Source organism: Flavobacterium luteum (assembly GCF_008806775.1).
GTDB lineage: Bacteria > Bacteroidota > Bacteroidia > Flavobacteriales > Flavobacteriaceae > Flavobacterium > Flavobacterium luteum.
This window is the reverse complement of sequence record NZ_WAEM01000002.1, coordinates 195,018-217,662: the sequence shown is the minus strand read 5'-3', so window position 1 is coordinate 217,662 and position 22,645 is coordinate 195,018. Positions and strand designations below refer to the sequence as shown.

At 31.7% G+C, this 22,645-nt stretch carries 21 protein-coding genes; 11 read left to right on the top strand and 10 right to left on the bottom strand.

The window, feature by feature from the left end; translation table 11 throughout:
- Positions 1 to 10: 10 nt before the first annotated feature.
- Positions 11 to 1,270: a sigma 54-interacting transcriptional regulator gene (locus F6464_RS04745; protein WP_151106661.1), complete on the bottom strand. Its 1,260-nt coding sequence runs from the start codon at positions 1,268 to 1,270 to the stop codon at positions 11 to 13.
- An 84-nt stretch (positions 1,271 to 1,354) separates the two neighbouring features.
- Positions 1,355 to 2,800, bottom strand: a complete 1,446-nt coding sequence (miaB, locus tag F6464_RS04740; protein WP_151106660.1) for a tRNA (N6-isopentenyl adenosine(37)-C2)-methylthiotransferase MiaB — start codon at positions 2,798 to 2,800, stop codon at positions 1,355 to 1,357.
- A 286-nt stretch (positions 2,801 to 3,086) separates the two neighbouring features.
- Between miaB and topA the strand changes: the two genes are divergently transcribed.
- The 7 genes from topA to F6464_RS04705 all read left to right on the top strand — a co-directional run bounded on the left by topA (position 3,087) and on the right by F6464_RS04705 (position 12,742).
- Positions 3,087 to 5,588 (top strand): type I DNA topoisomerase, encoded by a 2,502-nt coding sequence (topA, locus tag F6464_RS04735; RefSeq protein ID WP_151106659.1) that lies wholly within the window; start codon positions 3,087 to 3,089, stop codon positions 5,586 to 5,588.
- A 3-nt stretch (positions 5,589 to 5,591) separates the two neighbouring features.
- The gene (locus F6464_RS04730; protein ID WP_151106658.1) at positions 5,592 to 6,743 is read left to right on the top strand and encodes a formimidoylglutamase; all 1,152 of its coding nucleotides are present in this window, start codon (positions 5,592 to 5,594) and stop codon (positions 6,741 to 6,743) included.
- A 241-nt stretch (positions 6,744 to 6,984) separates the two neighbouring features.
- Complete coding sequence (gene porK, locus F6464_RS04725) at positions 6,985 to 8,400, top strand: T9SS ring complex lipoprotein PorK/GldK (protein ID WP_151106657.1); 1,416 nt, start codon at positions 6,985 to 6,987, stop codon at positions 8,398 to 8,400.
- Between the two features lie 45 nt (positions 8,401 to 8,445).
- Positions 8,446 to 9,081: a type IX secretion system motor protein PorL/GldL gene (gene porL, locus F6464_RS04720; protein ID WP_151106656.1), complete on the top strand. Its 636-nt coding sequence runs from the start codon at positions 8,446 to 8,448 to the stop codon at positions 9,079 to 9,081.
- 44 nt (positions 9,082 to 9,125) lie between these two features.
- On the top strand, positions 9,126 to 10,667 hold the full coding sequence (porM, locus tag F6464_RS04715; RefSeq protein ID WP_151106655.1) for a type IX secretion system motor protein PorM/GldM: 1,542 nt from the start codon (positions 9,126 to 9,128) through the stop codon (positions 10,665 to 10,667).
- Between the two features lie 52 nt (positions 10,668 to 10,719).
- Positions 10,720 to 11,634 (top strand): type IX secretion system ring subunit PorN/GldN, encoded by a 915-nt coding sequence (porN, locus tag F6464_RS04710; RefSeq protein ID WP_151106654.1) that lies wholly within the window; start codon positions 10,720 to 10,722, stop codon positions 11,632 to 11,634.
- Between the two features lie 61 nt (positions 11,635 to 11,695).
- Positions 11,696 to 12,742: an NAD(P)/FAD-dependent oxidoreductase gene (locus F6464_RS04705; RefSeq protein ID WP_151106653.1), complete on the top strand. Its 1,047-nt coding sequence runs from the start codon at positions 11,696 to 11,698 to the stop codon at positions 12,740 to 12,742.
- 1 nt (position 12,743) lies between these two features.
- Here the strand turns inward: F6464_RS04705 and F6464_RS04700 are convergent, their stop codons facing one another.
- A complete protein-coding gene (locus F6464_RS04700) occupies positions 12,744 to 13,124 on the bottom strand; it encodes a DUF983 domain-containing protein (protein ID WP_151106652.1) in 381 nt (126 codons plus the stop codon).
- 64 nt (positions 13,125 to 13,188) lie between these two features.
- Here F6464_RS04700 and abc-f point away from each other — a divergent pair, with 64 nt between their 5' ends.
- Together abc-f and F6464_RS04690 are read left to right on the top strand one after the other, a co-directional pair.
- The gene (abc-f, locus tag F6464_RS04695) at positions 13,189 to 15,096 is read left to right on the top strand and encodes a ribosomal protection-like ABC-F family protein (protein ID WP_151106651.1); all 1,908 of its coding nucleotides are present in this window, start codon (positions 13,189 to 13,191) and stop codon (positions 15,094 to 15,096) included.
- Positions 15,097 to 15,297: 201 nt separating this feature from the next.
- Positions 15,298 to 15,687: a DUF4345 domain-containing protein gene (locus F6464_RS04690; protein ID WP_225318030.1), complete on the top strand. Its 390-nt coding sequence runs from the start codon at positions 15,298 to 15,300 to the stop codon at positions 15,685 to 15,687.
- A 13-nt stretch (positions 15,688 to 15,700) separates the two neighbouring features.
- Here F6464_RS04690 and F6464_RS04685 read toward each other — a convergent pair whose 3' ends face one another.
- The 6 genes from F6464_RS04685 to F6464_RS04660 form a co-directional block, all read right to left on the bottom strand.
- Positions 15,701 to 16,060, bottom strand: coding sequence for a hypothetical protein (locus tag F6464_RS04685; protein WP_151106649.1), 360 nt, complete (start codon positions 16,058 to 16,060; stop codon positions 15,701 to 15,703).
- Positions 16,060 to 16,545 (bottom strand): DoxX family protein, encoded by a 486-nt coding sequence (locus tag F6464_RS04680; protein ID WP_151106648.1) that lies wholly within the window; start codon positions 16,543 to 16,545, stop codon positions 16,060 to 16,062. The genes F6464_RS04685 and F6464_RS04680 overlap by 1 nt, the downstream gene beginning before the upstream one ends.
- 173 nt (positions 16,546 to 16,718) lie before the next feature.
- The gene (locus F6464_RS04675) at positions 16,719 to 17,222 is read right to left on the bottom strand and encodes a GIN domain-containing protein (protein WP_151106647.1); all 504 of its coding nucleotides are present in this window, start codon (positions 17,220 to 17,222) and stop codon (positions 16,719 to 16,721) included.
- Positions 17,223 to 17,276: 54 nt separating this feature from the next.
- A complete protein-coding gene (locus F6464_RS04670) occupies positions 17,277 to 17,633 on the bottom strand; it encodes a hypothetical protein (protein ID WP_151106646.1) in 357 nt (118 codons plus the stop codon).
- A gap of 182 nt (positions 17,634 to 17,815) precedes the next feature.
- Positions 17,816 to 19,024: a helix-turn-helix domain-containing protein gene (locus F6464_RS04665; protein ID WP_151106645.1), complete on the bottom strand. Its 1,209-nt coding sequence runs from the start codon at positions 19,022 to 19,024 to the stop codon at positions 17,816 to 17,818.
- A gap of 41 nt (positions 19,025 to 19,065) precedes the next feature.
- Positions 19,066 to 20,031 carry an App1 family protein gene (locus F6464_RS04660; RefSeq protein WP_151106644.1) on the bottom strand — a complete coding sequence of 322 codons (966 nt, stop codon included), beginning with the start codon at positions 20,029 to 20,031 and terminating at the stop codon, positions 19,066 to 19,068.
- 65 nt (positions 20,032 to 20,096) lie between these two features.
- Between F6464_RS04660 and F6464_RS04655 the strand changes: the two genes are divergently transcribed.
- The gene (locus F6464_RS04655) at positions 20,097 to 20,966 is read left to right on the top strand and encodes a diacylglycerol/lipid kinase family protein (protein WP_151106643.1); all 870 of its coding nucleotides are present in this window, start codon (positions 20,097 to 20,099) and stop codon (positions 20,964 to 20,966) included.
- 15 nt (positions 20,967 to 20,981) lie between these two features.
- Here F6464_RS04655 and F6464_RS04650 read toward each other — a convergent pair whose 3' ends face one another.
- Positions 20,982 to 22,130 carry an 8-amino-7-oxononanoate synthase gene (locus tag F6464_RS04650; RefSeq protein WP_151106642.1) on the bottom strand — a complete coding sequence of 383 codons (1,149 nt, stop codon included), beginning with the start codon at positions 22,128 to 22,130 and terminating at the stop codon, positions 20,982 to 20,984.
- Positions 22,131 to 22,215: 85 nt separating this feature from the next.
- On the opposite strand from F6464_RS04650, the gene F6464_RS04645 reads away from it, so the two are divergent.
- A complete protein-coding gene (locus tag F6464_RS04645) occupies positions 22,216 to 22,491 on the top strand; it encodes a 4a-hydroxytetrahydrobiopterin dehydratase (RefSeq protein WP_151106641.1) in 276 nt (91 codons plus the stop codon).
- Positions 22,492 to 22,645 lie beyond the last annotated feature (154 nt).

Genomic DNA, 22,645 nt, shown 5'->3' with positions numbered 1-22,645 from the left:
ATCAATTTGCTTACAAATCAAACTGTTTAATTTTTCGATACAAAGTTCTTTCAGAAATGCCGAGTTCATCGGCTGCAGCTTTGCGTTTCCCTTTGTTTTTTTCTAATGATTTTTTAATCATTTCAATTTCTTTTTGTTCTAAACGCAATACTTCTTCCTCTTCTATCGTTTCGGCAAATAAGTAATTATCATCATTTTCTTCAAAGTCATCCTCTGAGTTTTGGGTTGTGAAAACTGGAGTTCTTGGCTCTTCTTCAAATGAAATTTCACTTTCATTTTCTTTTGAGCCGTATATTTTCTGAATTAAATTCGGATTTATTTCCTGTGCTTTTGCTGCACCGTTTTTCATCAATTCTAAAGTCAGTTTTTTCAGATCGTTCAAATCGCTTTTCATATCAAAAAGCACTTTATACAAAATATCTCTTTCGGTACTGAAATCACTTTCGGCTTTTCGATGATCTTTAATGACTGAAGGTAAATTACTTCCTTCTGTTGGTAAATAGGATTGTAAAGTAGCACTAGAAATGTCTCTATTGGTTTCTAAAACCGAAATTTGTTCGGCCACGTTTCGCAATTGGCGAATGTTTCCGCTCCAACGAAATTTTTGCAAAACCTGAACAGCATTGTCATCTAATTTTAAAGGAGGCATCTTATATTTATGAGCAAAATCGGCAGCAAATTTTCTAAAAAGCAAATGAATGTCTTCTTTTCGCTCCCGTAAAGGAGGCAAAGTTATGTCAACGGTACTCAATCGATAATATAAATCTTCCCGAAATTTACCTTTCTCTATTGCAGTAAACAAATTTACATTGGTTGCAGCAACAATACGCACATTAGTTTTTTGTACTTGCGAAGACCCTACTTTTAAAAACTCCCCATTTTCTAGAATCCGAAGTAAACGCACTTGTGTAGTCAATGGCAATTCACCTACTTCGTCTAAGAAAATAGTTCCGCCATCGGCTACTTCAAAATAACCCTCTCGAGTATTTGTAGCTCCCGTAAAAGCGCCTTTTTCGTGACCAAAAAGTTCGCTATCAATGGTTCCTTCTGGAATGGCACCACAATTTACTGCGATGTATTTTCCGTGTTTGCGATGAGAGAGCGCGTGAATGATTTTAGGAATATTTTCTTTTCCTACGCCACTTTCTCCTGCTACTAAAACCGAAATATCGGTAGGAGCAACTTGAATGGCTTTCTCTATCGCGCGATTGAGTTTTGGGTCATTCCCAATAATTTCAAATCGTTGTTTTATTGATTGAACTGTTTCCATTTTTATTCAATTGATAATTGACAATTAACAATGGATGTTTAATTTCGGATTTAGAAATTATCCATTATCAATTATCCATTTTTTTTAATTCATATCACTTAATCCAACAGCTTCTCCTTTTAAAGTTCCGCTCGTGCAACTCATAATCTTTACATTCACAAAATCACCTTTTTTATAATTCTCTTTTGGGAAAACTACAGTAATACTTTGTGAATTTCTTCCTGAAAACTCTTCAGCCGATTTTTTCGAAACTTTTTCAACCAAAACTTCTACCGTTTGTCCTATAAATTCTTCCGAACGAAACCAAGAATGTTTTTGTTGTAAATCGACTATTTCTTGCAATCTTCTTGCTTTTGTTTCTTCTGGAACATCATCTTTCATTTTGCGTCCAGCCAAAGTGCCAGGTCGTTCGGAATATGAATACATGTAACCAAAGTTGTATTTTACATAGTTCATCAAACTCATGGTGTCTTGATGGTCATCTTCGGTTTCAGTAGGAAAACCTGCAATCATATCTTGACTAATCGAAGCATTTGGAATAATAGCTCTAATTTTATCAATTAATAACATGTATTCCTCACGAGTATGCAAGCGGTTCATTTCTTTAAGGATTCTATTGCTTCCTGATTGTACGGGCAAGTGAATATGCTTACAAATATTTTTATATTTAGCAATGACATGTAGCACGCTTTCATGCATGTCTTGAGGGTTAGAAGTCGAAAAGCGAATACGCATTTTAGGAAAACCAATCGCTACCATTTCTAGTAATTGGTCAAAATCAACAGCAGTTACTTTTTGCATTTCGGTAGCGTTTTCAAAATCTTTTTTTAAACCACCACCGTACCATAAGTAACTGTCTACATTTTGACCTAAAAGTGTAATTTCCTTAAAACCATTGTCCCATAAATCTTGAATTTCTCCCATAATACTTTGGGGTTCACGACTGCGTTCTCTGCCGCGAGTAAAAGGCACTACGCAAAATGTACACATATTATCGCAACCACGAGTAATTGAAACTAGTGCAGTAATTCCGTTGCTCATTAATCGTACAGGCGAAATATCGCCATAGGTTTCATCTTTACTTAATATCACGTTTATTGCATCACGACCTTCTTCAACCTCGTTCAATAAATTAGGTAAATCTTTATAGGAATCTGGACCTACAACTAAGTCCACGATTTTTTCTTCTTCAAGAAATTTATCTTTCAAACGTTCTGCCATACAGCCTAAAACACCTACTTTCATTTTTGGATTAACCCGTTTTACGGCATTGTATTTCTCTAAACGTTTGCGAATAGTTTGTTCCGCTTTGTCTCGAATGGAACACGTGTTTACTAACACTAAATCGGCTTCTTCGAGATTATTTGTTGTATTATAGCCGTTTCCAGACAATATAGAAGCTACAATCTCGCTATCTGAAAAATTCATAGCGCAACCATAACTCTCTATAAAAAGTTTTTTAGTGTTTTCGGGGTTAAACGCCAGTACAAGACTTTTACCTTGCTTACTTTCTTCAATAATTTTTTCCATCACATCTTTTCAGAACGCAAAGATAATGCAATTTCGACAAATATGACAATGTGTCAGTTTTGTTTTAACAAAATTTTCATAAAATACTATTTGATATTTTTAAATTGACTTTATTAATACAAAAACCTTTTTTGTTTTTGAGAATAGTTTTATACTTCATCAAGGCTAAAAATCTATAACTAAATTTTCAGGAATAGATAATTTTCTAATTTATATGAGTCAAAAATTACTTCAAAAGGATAATATTTAAAAAAATCTCCTACTTTTGCCCTAGAAAAACAAACCAATGGCAAAGAATTTAGTTATAGTTGAGTCCCCAGCAAAAGCAAAAACCATCGAGAAATTTCTTGGCGCAGATTACCAAGTAGAATCCAGTTATGGTCATATTGCCGACTTGCCTTCAAAAGAGATTGGGGTTGATGTTGAAAACGGATTCAAGCCTAAATATGAAGTTTCTGCAGATAAAAAAGCATTAGTTTCTAAACTAAAAACATTAGCTAAAAATGCTGACATGGTTTGGTTAGCAAGTGATGAGGATCGTGAAGGAGAAGCCATATCTTGGCATCTATCTGAAGAATTGAAACTCGATAAAAACAAAACCAAGCGAATTGTTTTTCACGAAATTACCAAAAATGCAATATTAAAAGCTATTGATAACCCCCGAGAAATTGACTACAATTTAGTTAATGCGCAACAAGCGAGAAGAGTTTTAGATAGATTAGTGGGTTATGAATTATCGCCAGTACTTTGGAGAAAAATAAAAGGCGGATTGTCAGCTGGACGAGTTCAATCGGTTTCAGTGCGATTAATTGTTGAGAGAGAAAGAGAGATTCAAAAATTTAACGCTGTAGCGACTTATTCAGTCGTAGCAGAATTTACAAATGAAGCTGGAAGGTCTTTCAAAGCTAAATTGCCTAAAAATTTTAATACAAAAAAAGAAGCCCAAGATTTCTTGAATAAGAATATTGGCTCGTCTTATAAAGTTTCTGATTTAGAAACCAAACCTACAAAAAAATCACCAACGGGTCCTTTTACAACTTCAACTTTGCAACAAGAAGCAGCTCGTAAACTCTATTTGCCTGTTGGAATTACAATGCAATTGGCACAACGATTATATGAAGCTGGATTGATTACATACATGAGAACGGACAGCGTTAATCTTTCGAAAGATGCTATGGAAGCCGCTCAAGCAGAGATTATCAAATCGTACGGAAAGGAATTTTCAAAACCTAGAACTTTTGTAAATAAAAGTAAAGGAGCTCAAGAAGCACATGAAGCGATTCGACCAACAGACATGTCTCGTCATTCTGTAAATATTGACCGTGACCAAGCTCGTTTGTATGATTTAATTTGGAAAAGGACTTTAGCTTCTCAAATGAGTGATGCTGAATTGGAAAGAACCAACGTTAAAATAGAGGCAAATAATCACAATGATGTTTTTACAGCATCTGGAGAAGTAATTAAATTTGAAGGTTTTCTAAAAGTATATCTTGAAGGGAATGATGATGACGATGATGAACAAGAGGGGATGTTGCCAGCAATGAAAGTTAATGAAAAATTACAAAATAATTACATAACCGCAACCGAAAGATATTCTCGTCCTGCGGCAAGATATACAGAAGCTTCATTAGTAAAAAAATTAGAGGAATTAGGAATTGGCCGTCCTTCGACTTATGCGCCAACTATTTCTACTATTATTAATAGAAATTATGTCGAAAAAGGAAATCTAGAAGGACAAGAGAGAAACTATACTCAATTAACACTGCAATCGGGTAAAGTTTCAGATAAAATTTTAAAAGAAAATACAGGTTCTGATAAAGGTAAATTGGTCCCAACTGATATTGGAACAATTGTTACTGATTTCTTAGTGAAAAATTTTGGAAATATATTAGATTATAATTTTACAGCTAAAGTAGAACAAGATTTTGATGAGATTGCAGAAGGGAACATCAATTGGACTAAAATGATGCAAGAGTTCTACGATAAATTTCATCCTAATGTCAAAGATGTAGAGGCTAATGCCGATAGAGAAAGTGGAGAAAGAATTTTGGGGAAGCATCCTGAATCTGGCAAAACGGTTTTAGTTCGTTTAGGAAAATTTGGAGCGATGGCTCAAATAGGAGATGTTGATGACGAAGAAAAGAAATTTGCAAGTTTACGACCAGAACAGAATATTGGAAATATTACCCTGGAAGAAGCACTGAATCTATTTTTGCTTCCGAAAGCATTAGGTACTTATAAAGGAGAAGAAGTTGAAGTGAGTTTAGGCCGTTTTGGCCCTTTTATTAGATTTGGAAAAGTATTCGTTTCCTTGCCAAAAGGAGAAGAACCTTTAGATGTAGATTTAGAAAGGGCCAAAGTTTTAATTGACGAAAAAACTGAAGCTGATGCGCCAATTGCAGTATATAAAGGAGAAGGTGTTCAAAAAGGGACTGGAAGATTTGGTCCTTTTCTTAAATGGAATGGTATTTTTATTAATGTAAGCACCAAATATAATTTTGATAATTTATCCCAACAAGATATAGAAACAATAATAGAAGACAAACTTCAAAAAAATATTGATAAAGTAATTCATAATTGGGAAGCTGAAGGTATTCTAGTTCAAAAAGCACGTTGGGGAAGATCAGAAATTACCAAAGGTAAAATTAAAATAGAATTAAGTAAAGATATTGATGCCTCAAAGTTAACATTAGCTCAGGTACAGGAAATGATTGAAAAGAAAGCTCCAGCAAAAAAAGCAGCAGCAAAAAAACCTTTGGCTAAAAAAACAGTTACAAAAAAGAAATAAACAATGGAATTTGATTTTCTTTCTCCTTTAAATAACAATATTCTTGATTTTGTCAAAGAACTTTCTTCTCAGCATTTGGGGAGTAAAATGGTTTTACATACAAAATCAGATTTCCCAGATTTAGATAAAATTAAAATTGCTATTATTGGCGTTATAGAAAACAGAGGCGACATCAACGCAATAAATGATGTCGATTTATTTTATGTAAGGAAGGAATTGTATAGTTTGTTTCCAGGAAATTGGGATATTTCAATAGCGGATTTAGGCGATATAAATTCTGGAAATACAAAAGAAGATACCTATTTTGCACTTCAAAAAGTTTCAGAATCTTTAATCAAAAATAAAATTTTACCAATTATTATTGGAGGCTCTCAGGATTTAACCTATCCCATATATAGAGCCTATGATCAATTAGAACAGATGGTAAATTTAGTTGCAATTGATAGTAAATTTGACTTGGGAAAAGAAAATGAATTTGTATTCGCCTCATCATACTTAACCAATATTATTGTAAACGAACCAAATAATCTTTTTAACTACAGTAATATTGGGTTTCAAACCTATTATAATTCTCAAGAAGAAATAGATTTAATTGAGAAATTATTTTTCGATGCTTACAGATTGGGCGATGTTTCTAATAATATTGCTATAGCAGAACCTGTCTTTAGAGACGCCGATATCGTTGTAGTAGATTTAACATCTGTAAAATCGTCTGATTCAGGTAATTTTATTACATTTACACCTAACGGTTTTACGGGTAAAGAGATATGTGCTTTGTCAAGATATTCAGGGATAAGTGATAAAGTTTCTTCTTTTGGAATTTTTAATCATAATAATTCAAAGCAAGAAGCTGTTTTGATGGCTCAAATTGTTTGGTATTTTATTGAGGGGTTTCATTACAGATCAAATGAGTATCCTTTTGGAAGTAAAGAAAATTACTTGAAGTATATAATTCCTTTTGAAAATGAAGAATTAATTTTTTATAAAAGTAATAAAACAGATAGATGGTGGTTAGAAGTATCTTTTAATTCTGCCTCTAACAATAAATTGAAAAGGAATACGTTATTACCATGTTCTTATGAAGAATATTTGCTGGCATGTAATCAAGAGTTGCCAGAGCGATGGTGGAAAATGCAAAGAAAGAATAGTATCTAACTAAGAATTTGAAATTTTGCAGATTAAACCAAAAAAGGTAAGAAAACACATATAAATGCGTTTTTAGATGTATTTAATCGTTAAAAAAAGCACTTAATCGTCAAAATGTTTTTTTTATAAATTTTAAAAATTATTTTTGTGTTATTATTTAACACATATTTAAATAAATAGTTGCTTTTTTAAAAAAAAATAAATAGGTTTACGCCCTCAAAATATGAATACATACATAACCCAAATTTATATGAAAAAATTAATTGCTTTTACAGTCATTTCAGCTTTGCTGGTAGGTTGTGGCAGATCAGGTGACAAAGGTGAATTAGTTGGAGTTAAAGGGAAAAAGTGGAATCCCGAGAAGCCTTTTGGTATGACTTTAGTACCTGGTGGCGCATTTATTATGGGTAAATCTGATGATGATTTAGCTAATGTGCAAGATGCTCCTACAAAAACAGTTACTGTAAGGTCATTTTATATGGATGAAACTGAAATTACAAATAGCGAGTATCGTGAATTTGTTGAATGGGTTAAAGATTCAACTATGCGAGTTCGTTTAGCAATTTTGGCTGATGAAGTTGGTGGCGGAGGAACTGCTGGTGGCGCTACAAAAGGTAAAGGAGGAAAAAGCTCTGGGAGCATTGCTGATTTTGCTTTCAACGATGCAGACCCTGCAAAAATGACTGCCTATGACAAGTACATGTATGAAAACTACTATAGTGTTGGAACTGCTGATGATGCTTATGCGGGAAGAAAATTAAACAGAAAAGTTAAATTAATAACTGATACTTCTAAATATCCAGATGAATACTATACTGAAGTAATGGATACTATGTACCTTCCGGTTGCAGAATCATTCAATGGTCTAAGAACTATAGATGTTAATAAATTAAAATTCCGTTATTCTTGGATGGACATTCAAGCTGCTGCTAAAGCTAAAAACGGAAAGAGAAAGGATTTTATCAAAACAGAGCAAACAAAAGTTTATCCTGATACAACAGTTTGGATTAAAGATTTTTCATATTCTTACAATGAGCCAATGCATAATGATTATTTGTGGCATGAAGCCTATTCTCAATATCCTGTAGTTGGTGTAAACTGGAAGCAAGCCAAAGCGTTTTGCGCTTGGAGAACCCTGAAAAAGAATATTTATATCAAGTCTAAAAAGAAAGGAGGGGATTTAATAAATACTTTCCGATTGCCTACTGAAGCAGAATGGGAATATTCAGCAAGAGGGGGATTAGAGTCTGGTACCTTTCCTTGGGGTGGACCTTATTCTAAAAATGACAGAGGTTGTTTCCTTGCAAACTTTAAGCCAAATAGAGGTGATTATGCCGCAGATCAAGCTTTGTATACTGTAGAGGCAAAATCATATGAGCCGAATGGTTATAATCTTTATAATATGGCTGGAAATGTTGCTGAATGGACTGATTCTTCTTATGATGCGGGTGCTTACGAATATGTTTCTAGTATGAATCCAAGTGTTGGAGATTTAAAAAATATGCGAAAAGTCGTTCGAGGTGGTTCGTGGAAAGATGTCGCTTATTTTTTACAGGTAGGTACTCGAGACTTCGAATACGCTGACACAGCAAGAAGTTATATCGGTTTTAGAACCGTACAGGATTATATGGGAACTGTTACAACAGGTAAAGCACCTAAAAGATAAATTTTTAAACTCAACAAATTAACTTAACCAATTAAATTTTTTATTATGGCATTTTTAAGCAAAAAAGTAATGAATTTCTCCTACGGTATGGGAGCAGCAGTTGTAATCGTAGGGGCGTTATTTAAAATACAGCACTGGCATGGAGCTAGCGCATTATTAATTATAGGACTTTTAACTGAAGCCTTAATTTTTGGTTTATCAGCTTTTGATCCAGTTGATACCGAATTAGATTGGTCATTAGTTTATCCTGAATTGGCTGGTGGTGAGGCTAAGGCTAAATCATCTAAGAAAGATGACTCTGATGCTCAAGGTTTGCTTTCTCAGAAATTAGACGCTATGTTAAAAGAAGCTAAAATTGATAGTGAGTTGATGACTAGTTTAGGTACTAGTATCAAAAACTTTGAATCAGCTGCAAAAGGGATTTCTCCGACTGTAGATTCTATTGCATCAACAAAAAAATACAGTGAAGAATTGAATTTAGCTGCTGCTCAAATGGAATCATTGAACAGTTTGTACAAAATTCAATTGGAAAGTGCTTCTAGAAATGCACAAATCAACAATGAAGTTGCTGAAAACAATTTAAAATTAAAAGATCAAATGCAGTCGCTAACCTCAAACTTGTCTTCATTGAACAATGTTTATGGAGGAATGCTTTCTGCAATGAGTAATAAAGGGAATTAGTATCTCACTACATTTTTAATATAAATCAAAATTAACTAGAAAAAATGGCAGGAGGAAAATTAACCCCTAGGCAGAAGATGATTAACCTGATGTACTTGGTTTTCATCGCAATGTTGGCATTAAATATGTCAAAAGAAGTATTAACCGCATTCGGTTTAATGAATGAGAAGTTTGAAGGTGTTAATAAGTTTTCTGAAGAATATAATAAAAGTTTATTAGCTACTTTAGAACAAAAAGCTGAAGATGAACCAGCTCGTTTTAAGGCGCCTTTGGATAAAGCAAATCAAGTACAGGCAATTTCTAAAAAGTTATATGCCTATATAGGGGATTTGAAAACTGAAGTTGCTAAAGAGTTTGAAAGAGATGAAAAAACAGGAAAATTACCCTATGAGGCAATGGATAAGGGCGGTTATATCGATCAAACTTGGTTCAAAGGTGATGGTTATTCTTCAAAAGGGACAGAGATAATATCAACCATTGAAAATTATAAAAAAGATATAATTGCTGTTTTTGGAAATGATGTTAAATACCAACCTATTATTAATAACATTAAGTCTAAATTTAATTTAGACAATGTAAAAGATAAAGATGGTGTTTCTAAAAAGTATTTATCATATCATTTTGAATCTTTTCCAGCAGTAGCTTCGATTGCAAAATTGACTAGTATGGAAAATGATGTTCATGCTACTGAACAAGATATTTACAATGCGTTAATTGGAAATACAATTGCTCAAGCAGCTTCATTGAAAAATTTCCAAGCAATGGTAATTTTAGAGAAAAATGTATTCTTTGAAGGTGAAACTGTAAAAGGTAAAGTAGTTTTAGGTAAGTATGACGCTAATACAGTTCCAACCAGTTTCTCTGGGCCTGGAAAAATTGAGAATGGTCAAGCTGTTATTTCTATGACTGCTGGTGGTGTAGGAGAAAAAACTATTAATGGAACTTTTTCTTTTATGGAAGATGGTAAGCCAGTTCCTTTGAAATTTGAAGGCAAATATGTAGTGGTTCCTAGACCAAATTCAGCAACCATTTCTGCAGATAAGATGAATGTAGTATATAGAGGTGTTACCAATCCAATGACTATTTCTTTTGCTGGAGTTTCAGATAAAGATGTTACTGCTAGTGCTCCTGGTATGACTAAAGCAAGTGGTACCGGAAAATACGAAATACGTCCTGGTTCTGGTACTGAATTAGCTATCAATGTTAATGCTAAACTACCTGATGGTAAAACGGTATCAGATAAGAAAGTTTTTAGAATTAAAAGTATACCTGCACCAACTGGATGTATTGGAGGTGATTATGGTTCAGTTAAAGGAGCTAAATCTCGTTTAGAAGTATCTCAAATTACTGCTAAAATGTTAGACTTTGATTTTGAAGTAAAATTAAGAGTTACAGCTTTCAGTTTAAAAGTAACGGGTCAAGCTACTGTAATTGTTAATGGTGATAGAGTAAATGCGCAATGTAAAGCTGCTCTTGCAAAAGCAGGAAGAGGTGATCTAATTGTAATTTCAGATATTAAAACTAAACTAGAAGGGTCTGATATTTTATTATCAAGAACAGCTCCAGTTACTTACGAAATTCAATAATAATTTAAGTTAGAAAACGTTATTGTCTTAGCATAACTTAAAATTTAAAATCATGAAGTATAGAAATTTTTTAATCGTTATAACTGTTGTTTTTGTAAGTTTTTCTTCATTTGCTCAGTCTAATTTGCTTAATGCAAAAGTGCCTTCTGAAATAGGAAAGAAAACCCCAGCACAATTAATATCTGATAATGATAAGCCTTTAGCTTATGGTTATGTTCATGATCGAGATGTATTGTTAGGAAAGACCATGTGGGAAACGATAGATTTAGATGAAAGAATTAACTTTCCTTTATATTATCCAATTGATACTGCAAATATTGGCAAAGATAGAAGATCTTTATTTGATGTTTTATTAAAAGGAATAAAAGAAGAAAAGATTACTGAGGTGTATACTGATAGTTATTTCAATACTAAAAAGACATTTAAGGATATGAGTTCCTCATTTACTTATGTTGACACTACTAATGCAGGAAAAGAAGAGATTAATAACTATCCTGAAGATTATAAATCAGGAAAAAAAGTTTTAGATCCTCAGTATATAAATAAAAAAGAGCTAGGAGCTATTGATATTTCTGATTATAAAATTAAAGGATATTGGTATTTTGACAAGCGTCAAAGTGAATTAAAATACAGGCTTTTAGGAATTTGTCCTATTTCTCCTGAAGCAAAAGAGATTGGTGCTGAAAATCAAGATTTCATTGAACTATTTTGGGTTTATTTTCCTGCCGTTCGAGACGTTCTTCATGAAGCTAAGGCTTTTAATGATAGAAACTCTGCAATGCCGATTACTTTTGACCATCTCTTAAATTCAAGACGTTTTAATGCCGTTGTTTATAAAGAAGAGAATGTATATGGCGATAGAGAAATAGCTGAGTACATGAAAGAGAATTCGCAGATGCAATTGTTAGAATCTGAAAGAGTAAAAGATAAGATTCGTGATTTCGAACAAGACATGTGGAATTACTAAGCTAATTTTAATTATATATTAAAACTCTTATCATTGATAAGAGTTTTTTTAATTTTAGACCATGATAGATTATTTAATTATAGGTTCAGGATTGGCAGGAATTGCGTTTGCAGAAACTGCTTTAAATAATAATAAGTCAGTTTTAGTCATTGATAATGATAGCAATTCTTCTTCTAAAGTTGCAGGGGGCTTATACAATCCAGTAATCTTGAAAAGATTTACACCTATTTCTAATGCTCAAGAACAGCTCAATGAATTAACAAGCTTTTATACTAAATTAGAAAGCAAACTTGGAATTCAAGTAGATTTTAAAATACCAATACTTAGAAAATTCTTTTCTATAGAAGAACAAAACAACTGGTTTGTAGCTTCAGACAAAATAAATTTAGTTCCTTTTCTTTCAACAATTCTAGTAACAAAAATAATATGCGGTTTAGATTCTCCTTTTGATTTTGGAGAAGTAAAGCAAACGGGCTATGTAAATGTTCCTTTATTATTAGAAAATTATAAATCTTATTTAATTAATAATAATTTATTTCTAAATGAGTCTTTTGATTATACCATTCTAAAATCAAATCCTGATGGTATAGAATATAAAACTATTTTAGCAAGACATGTTGTTTTTGCTGAAGGCTTTGGCATGCATTCGAATCCTTATTTTAATCATTTACCATTAGATGGTACAAAAGGAGAATTGTTAATTATTAAAGCTCCAAAGCTAGATTTAGATGTTATTGTAAATACAAGTGTTTTTATTTTGCCTTTAGGCAATGGTTTGTTTAAAATTGGGGCAACTTACAATTGGCAAGATAAAACCAATATACCAACTGCTGAAGGGAAACAAGAACTTATAGATAGAATTAAAGAAATTCTTAACTGTGATTTTGAAATTGTATCTCATTTTGCTGGAGTTCGCCCAACGGTTAAAGATAGAAAACCATTGATAGGAACTCATCACATATTCAAAAACATTCATATTTTGAATGGTTTAGGAACTAGAGGAGTAATGCTTGGGCCATTTCTTGCAAAATTATTATTCGAATCAATTGAATCAGGTGTCAGTTTGCCTAACGATATCAATATAGAAAGATACGAAAAGAAGAAATAAATTATTTTTTGGTATCTGCATTATAGGAAACAAATATATTAATATATATATTTCTCGACCATCTCAAAACGAGCGGCGTTAAAAAAATAATCGCCAAAATTATACTTATAAAAGAAAACTTTAAACTTTTATGAAGCATAACAGCGGTAATTACAAATGTTCCAACACCAAGTGCTACATTTAATCCATAGCTTACATACATGGCGCCATAAAAAAAAGAAGGTTCTATTTGATATTTTAAACCACAACTACTGCAGTTTTCATTCATTTTTAACACTTTCTTTAAATGATAGGGATTTTTATCCACATACATGCTTTCATTTTGGCATCTAGGACAACTTCCTGTTAAAATACTATTTAGTTTGGATCCTTTTTTTAACATTTGCAATTATTTTTAACAAAGGTACATTTTTAGATTGCTATCAATGTAACATTAGTCACAAACTATGCTTAATATTCATAATTTATCCGTTTCGTTCGGAGGTTCATATTTATTTGAAGAAGTAACATTTCGTTTAGGAGCGGGAGACCGTGTTGGTCTTGTAGGTAAAAATGGTGCTGGAAAATCGACTATGCTTAAAATTTTAGCAAAAGATTTCGAACCAGATTCGGGAAGTATTGCTACCGAGAAGGAAGTTCGAATGGGCTTTTTACGTCAAGATATCGATTTTGAACAAGGCAGAACTGTTCTTGAAGAAGCCTATGAAGCATTTGTTGAAATTAAGATTGTTGAAAAAAAATTAGAAGAAATCAATCATCAATTGGTTACGAGAACCGATTATGAAAGTGATGAATACAGTCAAATTATCGAAGATTTATCCGATTATACCCATCGGTTTGAATTATTAGGCGGTTACAATTATGTAGGCGATACTGAGAAGATTCTTTTGGGATTGGGTTTTAAAAGAGAAGTTTTCGACAATCAAACTGAAACATTTTCTGGTGGTTGGCGCATGCGAATAGAATTGGCTAAATTATTATTACAAGCCAATGACGTATTGCTTCTTGATGAGCCAACCAATCACTTGGATATCGAAAGTATCATTTGGTTGGAAAGTTTCCTTAGAAATTACCCAGGAGTTGTAGTAATTGTTTCGCACGATAAAATGTTTTTAGACAACGTAACCAATAGAACCATCGAAATTTCTCTTGGTAAGGCTTATGATTTCAATAAACCCTATTCTCAATACCTTGAATTACGTCATGAAATTCGCGAAAAACAATTGGCAACCCAAAAAAACCAAGCCAAGAAAATAGAAGAAACCGAAAAATTAATCGAAAAATTCCGTGCTAAAGCTTCCAAAGCTTCTATGGCACAGTCGTTAATTAAGAAATTAGATAAAGTAGAGCGCATTGAGGTCGATGAAGACGATAATTCAGTAATGAACATTACTTTTCCAGTATCAAAAGAGCCAGGAAGAGTTGTTATTGAAGCAGATAATGTTACTAAAAGTTATGGCGATAAAGTGATACTAAAAGATATTAATTTATTAGTAGAACGTGGAAGCAAAATTGCTTTTGTTGGGCAAAACGGTCAAGGAAAATCCACTTTTATCAAAGCCATAGTTGATGAGTTTGAGTATCAAGGTTCAATTAAATTGGGACACAACGTACAGTTGGGTTATTTCGCTCAAAATCAAGCAGAATATCTCGATGGCGAAATTACACTACTGCAAACCATGGAAGATGCCGCAATGGACACCAACCGAATGAAAGTACGCGATATGCTAGGCTCATTCTTGTTTCGTGGCGATGATGTCGAGAAAAAGGTAAAAGTCCTATCTGGTGGCGAAAGAAACCGTTTGGCATTATGCAAATTGTTACTGCAGCCCATCAATGTATTGCTAATGGATGAACCTACCAACCATTTGGATATAAAATCTAAAAATGTTTTGAAGGCGGCACTTCAAAAATTCGGAGGAACGCTACTTCTAGTATCTCACGATAGGGATTTTTTGCAAGGAATGTCAAACTTGGTTTATGAATTCAAAGACCAAAAAATCAAAGAATATTTAGGAGACATCAACTATTTCTTAGAGCAGCGCAACATGGAAAACATGCGTGAAGTCGAGAAAAAAGATGCTCAAAAATCAGCTTCTCCTAAAGAAAGCAACAAAGCTTCCTACGAAGATCAGAAAAAAGGAAAATCCTTGCAAAACAAGTTGAGTAAGGTAGAAAGTCAAATCAAGCAGTTAGAAAAAGACATACAAAACGACGACAAAATGCTGGCTTCTAATTACGACAAACACGTAGAAGATGCTAAGTTTTTTATGGCATACAACAAGAAAAAGAAAGAATTAGACCAATTGCTTTTAGATTGGGAATTGGTTCAAGAAGAAATCGATAATTTGTAAAGTTTTTTCATTTTAAGGAGCTATCTCCCGCTTTTCATTACAACCTTTTTATCTAAAATGGTTTTTTCTAAGCAAATTCAGGAACTTCCGTTGGTCGTTCTGAATTTTCAAGAAAAAATACATTTTATCAAAAAAGGATTTCCATTGCAATCGAGGCTATAAATACAGTTTTCAAACCACAATTATTTCTATTTTTGAATTATGAAAAATGAAAAAAGGATTAGAAAAAATCTCAATCTTATCATTTCAATATTTATTGTCATTCCAGTAGCTTTGGTTTATGGTTTTCAACCTGATTTGCTATTTGATATAACCATAAATTCTATAGACGAAGCCAATATCTTTAAAGCCATCATGGGATTATATCTTTGCTTTTCTGCACTTTGGATAATCGGAATTTTGAAACCTGCTTTTTGGAAAATCGCTACAGTCTCCAATATGGTTTTTATGCTGGGTTTAGCCTTTGGACGAAGTATTTCTATACTATCCGACGGAATGCCATCGACCCTTTTTGTCCTAGGAACAATTGGTGAATTGGTACTTGGAATATACGCTTCGTATCTATTAAAAAAACAAAAGAGCTTCGAATGAAGCTCTTTATTTATTACTTATCAAAAACAAAAGATACTTTAGTTGTATCGTTTTTGGCGTCAAAATATACCTTTCTATTTTCTTTGCCTTCAAGTTCAACCTTGTTATTTATAGAAAATTTAAACTCAGTACAAATTCGTCCTGTTTTTCCAGTAACAATAGCTTGATACAAACTGTCTTTTACAATTTCTTTCATTGGATAATCATTGTTCCAAGATAAAGGATTGTCCCAACCTCGAATCCCAACAGTTTTGATGTTTTTTATTTTCGAAACATCAAGTGAAAAAAGGACGGTTTTCTTGTACGTTTTTTGTACACAACTAGTATTTACAAGTAGTAAAATTGATGCGGTTAATAGTGCAATTGTTCTCATTATTTTACTGTTTTTTTAGTGAATAAATAATCGATTCCAAATCGACCTGATCCGAGAATCATATAGAACATCCCAATCCATAAAAATCCCATGGCTGGTAACATCATCCAGATGCCTTCGTTCCATTGTTGCATAAACATGGCTACAAGCATCGTACACATTATTAAAAAGCCAGAAATACGAGTTTGAATACCAAGCGCTAATATGATTCCGCCAACTCCTTCGGCAAAAGCTCCCATCCAAGCAAAGAATACTGGTGCAATGGCAAAGATACTACCATATTGTGCCACATCTTGAGGAAACCAAAAAGCGACTTCAAATAATCCTAAACCATTATCAGGATTGGACCAAGGCAAACCAAATTTAGGCGAACCAAATTCAACGGTTAATAAATAGCCGCAAGTTATTCGTGGTATAGTTAATAAAACATCTAAGAGCCAATGAGGCATTAGAATTGGATTCGTTATTGTAGTTATTAGTTTCATATTTATAAATTTTAATTGTTTACAAATCTTGAATTACCTGTTGAAGAGGATTCAATTCCAAATTTTGCTTTACCTAGGTTCATAGCGGTGCAGTTCCCCGATGTTTTAGCCGAAATTAGTTGACTAACATTAACGTAAACATTTCCATTTCCCGCTGCTTTGATTTTTGCATTTTAAACGATTAATTGTTTTGCATTTAGAACTCCGTTCCCGCTATTTGTTACTTCTAAATTTTCTATTTTTCCAACTAATGTAGTACTTCCATTGTCTAAAGTTTCTATTTTTAAGTAGTTTCCACTGATACCAGTAACAATCATTGAAGCATTAGAATCGTTTTTTAAAGTAACAACATTTGGAAGCGTTATTTTTACTTTAATTTTCGTGTCTTCAATGTACATTCGGTTATTTTTATTTCCTTTTAGAGAAACAGTTAAAATTTGATTTCCAGAATGCTCTGTAACCGAAAGCAGATTTATTAAATTGTCGTCAATTGTGATAGAAACGCTAAATGGTTTGCCTACTTCTACCTCAATTTTTCCGTCTAAATCGTCAAAAGATAATTTATCGAAGTTATTGTAGTCATAGGTTTTAGTTACTGTTTTTCCTGAACCTTTTAATTGTGCTGATGATAGAAATGTTATTAAACTCATCGCTAGTGTAATTAGAATTGTTTTCATGATAATTGATTTAAAGAATTAATTTTTTTTTGATTTGATGATTGAAATTACTTTTTATTTTTTGTAACCCATTGATAAGCCGGTATCACCTGTTACATACAAATCTACCGAAGCCTCTTCATCTGATTTGTTTTCTATAATAAGTGCGGTGTTGCGTTCTGCTTTTACAGTTACGTTTTCATTTGGTTTTACCATAACTGGCGAATGAGTTCCACCTTCAATAGGAGCCATAAGTAATGTAAGAGAATGATTAGAAACGTTTTTGAGTTTTACTTTAAATGTTCCGTGTTCATTATTTCCTAAAACAAAACTGTCATTTGGTTTAATAGTCGTGTTAGATGTTAATGATCCAAATACACTACAAGATGTAATAATTAAGGATAAAATAATTGTTGTTAATGAAGTTCTCATTTTTTATAAGTTTTATGAAACCGTTATTTCGATTTCTGGTTATTTGATATAGCAAAATTGCGAGAACAACAACAACAAAACGATGCAAATTATAATTTGAGCCAAACAAAGTAGGTCTCAAATTATAAATAACATAAAAAGTAAGTAAATACAAGATTTAAACACGATTTATTTGATAAGTATCAAATCGTGTTTAGGTATTCTTTTGGAGAAAAATTGGTACTTTTCTTAAAGGCTCTATTAAAAGTAGCTTTCGAATTGAACCCACAATCATAAGCAATTCCTAATAAAGTAGATTTTTTATGCTCGCCTTTTGCAAACAAATCTTTTACAGCTTCTATTCTATAATTATTAATGAAGTCATTAAAATTCATTTGAAAACCTTGATTAATTGCTTTTGAAATAACTGAGGTGTTAGTTTGCAATTTTTTAGCCACTTCAGCTAAAGTTAATTCTGGATCTTGATACAATTTTTCAGACTGAATCAGTCTTTCTATTTGCTTTTTCCATATTTCAACTTCTTCTGATTTTTTTTCGTTTTGCTCCTCAAAATCGATATCAATAATATTTTCTTCATCAGGAAAAGAATCTGAAGTAGTTAAAAGTAAAATTGGTTTAGAGTCAAAAGCAGACATTTTAAACCCTATTTTAGAATGTACTTCATTCGAATATCCTGTTAAAGCAATATAGTAGAGCACCAATGAAAAAGCTAAATAAAACCACCAGCCATCCTTATATGAATTTGTACTTGGATAGAAATAATTAATAACTTCAAAAGCATATGGTAACAATAGCATGATTAAAAATGCTATTAAATAATTTTTTATCCATTTATACAACATTGAATCTGCATTACTAGTTAATTGAACAATCAATTTTTTATACCTATTATAATATCTAATTGTAAGTATAAAATATAGGGTCATTGAAATTTTACCGATAGTCTGATACCATTCATCAAAATCTTTATCAATGCCATCTTGGTAGAAATAATAATCCTTGATGATTATTTTGTCGTAAACGAAAACGTATAAATTATAAACAAGATATAGTAAGCCTGGAACTAAATGAAGCGCATTTTTTTTATTAAATTTAAATGATGGATTCAGTAGTGACTGCGTGTAGAAAAAAATGATTGGTCCAATAAAAAATAAATGCTGAAAAGGCATATAGAACATAAAATCTCGATATGGCTGATTGTCATACCAGCCAGCAAAACCAAGCATCCAAGGTGCAATAAACATGCTGCATAAAAAGACAAATATACTTAGCCAAAAATTGGATTTATCTTCCGTTTGAATTCCTTTTTTTAATAACAACAAACAATAAATTACACCTTGAGTAAAAGTGATTAGTAGGAGAGAAGAGTAAAAATTAAAATCGTATAACATTATTTTTGAATAAAAATTAGTATTACAAAGTAGGTTATTTTTTATATAATTCCAATTGATTTAGAATGTGTGATAGCCTCACTACTGTTTTTAAAATAGCAAACAGCTACTTTCAAGCTTTCTAAAGTGTTCAAGGCATCAATTGCTGCCTTCTTTTTATGGCTTCCAGTTTGTCTAATATAAACAGCTTTAACAGTTACTGGAAATATTTTGCAAATAGCTTCATACAAAAACGGATCGTCTTGAGAGTCATCTCCTAGTAAAACATATTTTAAATTCGGATAAAACTCCAAAATGTGTTTAATTTTTTCAAATTTGTGATTGTGATTGCTCCTTCTTGTAAAAAAAAAATCAGTCAAACTAGTTTTAATATCTTTTAACAATAAAACCGCTTTAGGCAATTGATGAATTTCCGTGAACTTTGTTATAAATCGGTATAAATTCCATTCACTGCTTGAAACATAAAAGAATGCATTTTTCTCGTCATTATTAGACCTTCCTGAAGAACTCAAAGCTTGATAATGAGAGACAACATCCTTAAAAATTTTTCTGTTGTTAATGTTTCTAAACAACATAATATATAATTTCTTAAAAGGATTTAGCGTGTGAGAGACCAAAAAAGTATCGTCAATGTCAGATATGATTCCTAAATTTCCTTTATGAGGACGAATGTAACTTTCCTTAGTTGTTATTGGTTTGTTGTTATATATAAGACTTACTTTATATTCTATCCAACCGTAATTATTAATTTTATCTAAAGGCACACAAAATTTAAAGTAGCCATCTTTTAGGGTTTTAGTATGAATTTTTGAGTTATTGTGTTCTAAATAAACATCAGCATTAGACTGAGTTTTTATTCTAAACATATTAATAATTGAAGTAGCATTTTTTAGGTTTTTTTTCTGAAAATCATATTCTTTTATTGAAGTTGCTTTAAAAACATGTCCCATCACAATTAATTCTTGGTCATTAGCATAGCCACGATATAATTTTAAAATTGGTTCCATTTAAAGTAGTAATTTTGATAGGAGTTTAAATTTAATTATTTTTAATGAATAAAAGAAATTAAAATTTGGAAAAGAATGTTGTAATGGTTGTGAACCCGATTTCTGGAGCAATTGATAAAACTGAATTTATAAATGCTACAAAGCTTTTTGCTAAAAAAGTAAATTGCAAACTGTATATTTATAAAACTTCAGGAAAAAATGATATCGCAAATATAAAATCCCTTTACGATACTTATAGTCCAGAAAGAATCATTATTGCTGGCGGAGATGGCACCATAAAAATGGTTGCTGAAGCAATAGAAAAGGACAATGTAATCCTGGGTGTTCTACCTGCGGGTTCTTCTAATGGCTTAGCCGCTGATTTAGATTTGCCAGAAACACTGGAAGAAAATTTAAGCGTTGCTTTCCTAAATAAATATTTAGAGATTGATGTTATCGAAATTAATAATGAAAAAAGCATGCATTTAAGTGATTTAGGACTTAATGCTGAACTTATCAAAAACTACGAGAAGAGTCTTATTCGAGGAAAATGGGGATATGCCTTGCAAATATTAACAACTATTATAGATTTAGAAGAGCCTTTTAAAGCGACAATTACAGCTAATAATAAAACTATAGAATGTTTAGCAAGAATGATTGTAATAGCTAATGCTAAAAAATATGGTTCAGGAATAATCATAAATCCAGATGGTGAAATGAATGATGGAAAATTTGAATTAGTGATATTGAAAAACTTAGATTTAATAGTTTTAGGAAAAATCATTACTGGCAATATGCCAATTAATTCTGATGATATTGAAATTATCTCAACAGACAAGGCAACAATTACAACTAATTCTCCAGTTAGCTTTCAAATGGATGGAGAATACTGCGGTACCAAAACACGTCTTGATATTAAAATTTCACCCAAACGAATAAAAGTAGCTATTCCTTAAAAGAATTTCTAATAATTATTTAAACGGATTACGTTCCTGCCAAATAGTTTTAGGTTCTAAATAATTAAATAGTTTGCTCATTTTGCGATTAATTAAACTGTTTGAATGTGATATAAAACCAAACGTTTCTATAGGTTTTGCTCCAACTGAACTTTTTATTTCTAATGCAGTTCTTGCAAAAATAATTTCTTTAAAATCTTTTTTTATAGCATAGAAAATCATATCGTATAACATATTTAAATATAACATTTTTTCGCGCTGCAGTGTGTCGTCATAACCTAAAAAGTAGGTATCTAAAACTTTCCCGTTCTTAATTAAAGTATTAAAACCTATTAGTTTTTCGTTTAAGAAATAACCGTAAAACAGAAATTTATCGTGCATTAATTCTTTAAAAACTCTAAAGTGATTTTTTGGAAGGAAGAAAGTATTAAAAGGCGCGTTTTTAGCAACATGAAAATACAATTCATAAATAACAGTTTCATTAGCAATGATGTCGTTCAGATTCATCCGTTTTTTTTTAATGCCTTCCCCTTTTTTTCGTGAGCGTTTGTATTGATCTCGATATTTTTTAGATAGGGAATTGATATAATCATCTTCGGTTTTCCAATTATCAGCAACAGAAAAAACCATATTAGGTTGTGTCGAGAATTTATAAAAGTTATTGAATTCTAGCAAATTAAAATTTTCAAGATTATCTTCATAAAAATCTTTAAAGGTCAAAATATGTACTCTCTTGCCTTTCGTTTTTAGTTGGTTTTTTAATGAATTTGCTGCTTGGTGTACTGTTTTTAGAGCTTGAAATTTATTTACATCATTACAAAAAACATAGGCGTTTTGACCTGTTAACATATTATTTCCTATAAATAAAACATGAGAACTAAAATTTTTAAAGGCAAAATTCCGAATCATAGTTTTTATACATTTGTCTCTTTCGCCAAAGGATTCTAATTTATTTAAATCCAAAAATTGCGCGAGTGCAATCCCAACTAATATTTCATTTTTAAAAAGTCCGATAAAAAAGCAGGTCATGTTTTTGGGGGCGGCTTTTTCTAATATTTCAAGATAAGAGTTAGTTAAGAAGATATTGTCTTTAGCTATTGTATCCCAAGTAATAGGAAGTTCTTTAGTGGTTGAGTAAATTTCGAAAGTTAACGGAGTCTTCAAATCGTGATTGCTGTTGGTCAAAATTAAACAATTAAGTTAATGTTGAAGTAACTTATTCCTTTTTAACCTAATTTTATAATAAAAAATGAAATTGTTAGACATAGAAACAATCAAACACGAATTAGTAGGTCTTACTAATTGGTTTTATAACAGCAATGCAATTGAAAAACATTTTGTATTTAAAAATTTTTCGCAAGCCTTAGCGTTTATTGTTCAAGTAGGAGTCTTATCTGAAAAAAAGAATCATCATCCAGAATTGATAAATATCTACAATAAAGTTACCATTCGATTAACAACTCACGATGCAAACGGTGTAACAATAAAAGATTTCGATTTGGCAAAAGCTATTAATGAATTATAAAATTAAATCCCGACTTATTAAATCTTTAGAGATTTAATAATTGTAGGAAATATTACCTAATAAAGTTAAATAAATTACATTTAATCGATTTTATTTGCATATAATCGTTTTCAAATATACATTTACAGCATAAATAATTGCAAATACTATTATT